Below are 1,473 nucleotides of genomic sequence, written 5' to 3'. Positions count from 1 at the left end.
GTGATCGGCAGGCGGAAGCGCCGAGGGCCAGCGGCGCCCGGGTTCAGCCAGAGTATGCCCCTGATTTCACCGATGCTAGGCTTGTGCGAGTGGCCCGAGATGACGACGTTCCATCCCTCGATTTTGAGATCAGCCTTCAAAGTCTTGCGGTCATGGATCATGTGGATCCGCAGGCCTCCGATTGTCAGGTTCGCCGTTTCGGGAAGGGCCTGAGCGGCGTGTCCGGAGTCGATGTTGCCGCGGATTGCTGTCACCGGGGCGATGTCCGCCAGCGCGTCAAGGTGCGAGAGATCGCCGATATCGCCCGCGTGCAGGATGCGGTCGACGCCTTCGAGCGCATCCAGCGCCTCGGGTCGGAGCAGGCCGTGGGTGTCGGAAATGACGCCGATGCGCTTTCGAAGAAATGATTGGACCGGTGGTTGGATGTGGCAACCCTTCAATGGTGATGGAAGAACAATCGCGCCTCAGGTTGGCCATATTACACGGACGGCGCTGCACGTTCTCAGTTGAGTTAGCAGAGCGTGGCTCAAGCGTCCCGCATGGAAGACGGTCCATGCTCCATCTCTCGGCGCCACACAAACGCTGGATTTGGAGAAGCTGCGCGGCAGCGTTGGTCAGTTGTTGAAACGCGCTTGACGGAAGGCGTCGATGTCCGCGCATTATACACAATAGCGACACGTTTGAGTCCTGTCCTTGCGACCACTCCCGCGGGTCTCCATCTTGAAAGATGAACGGTCGATACTCGGCGTCCCTCTAGTTGAAACGGATCTCCGCTCCCAATCGACCTCGCAGGTCGGTGTGCAGCCCAGACAAGGATGATGGTTCGGATGGCAAAATCTGCCAAGAATTTCTCTCTCGATCAGTTCATGACATTGCCGCCTGTGCGCCATGGAAACGGAGGCAGATTGCTTGCGCCGGAGGGGGCCTTCACCGAGGTGACTGCGCCACCGCAAACGGTGCTGGACAGGACAACAGCCGCGGCGAAGCTCATATTAGAAGAGAAGGCGTTAGAAAAACGCGATAAGACCGCTCGTCTGGCGGAGGCCCGGCGGTCCCGTGATAGGAGCGGCGCCTGCTAAGAGTCGCTTGAACCAGTATCTGGCGCGTTTCGTCATTCGGTGTGACTGCGGACCCGTTATCCCAAGATTGCGCGTTGCTCGTGCGAACACGATGCACGTTCACTCTGCCTTCAGCAGAGCGCGTAACGTCGACCTTTCCGCGGGAACGAGACCGCCAGCAGCACTGAAGGCACGCGTTCCCCGCTACTCAGCGCGCTAGAAACACGGGCAGCGGAGGCTGCTCGATCATCGATTGGGTCACGCCGCCAAAGATGCGCTCCCGCAAGCGCGAATGGCCCCACGCGCCCATGACGATCATGTCCGCATCAAGATCGGTGGCGTGCCGGGCAAGAACCTTCTCGATCCGCTCTCCCTCGCTTGGAAGTCGGTCGACGATGACCTTGACCCCATGTCG

The 1,473-nt window shown here is 60.1% G+C and carries 2 protein-coding genes; both read right to left on the bottom strand.

Going from position 1 to position 1,473, the window contains the following annotated elements; genetic code table 11:
• Positions 1-440: metallophosphoesterase family protein (locus tag MLD63_RS17910; protein WP_255331252.1), on the bottom strand; the 440-nt coding region annotated here is incomplete at its 3' end.
• 826 nt (positions 441-1,266) lie between these two features.
• On the bottom strand, positions 1,267-1,473 hold a 207-nt coding region (locus tag MLD63_RS17905; RefSeq protein ID WP_255331251.1), incomplete at its 5' end, for a universal stress protein.

This window comes from Paracoccus albicereus (genome assembly GCF_024359525.1).
In the GTDB taxonomy this organism is placed as follows: Bacteria; Pseudomonadota; Alphaproteobacteria; order Rhodobacterales; family Rhodobacteraceae; genus Paracoccus; species Paracoccus albicereus.
Note: the sequence above shows the minus strand (reverse complement) of the source record. Positions and strands in the feature narration are given on the sequence as shown.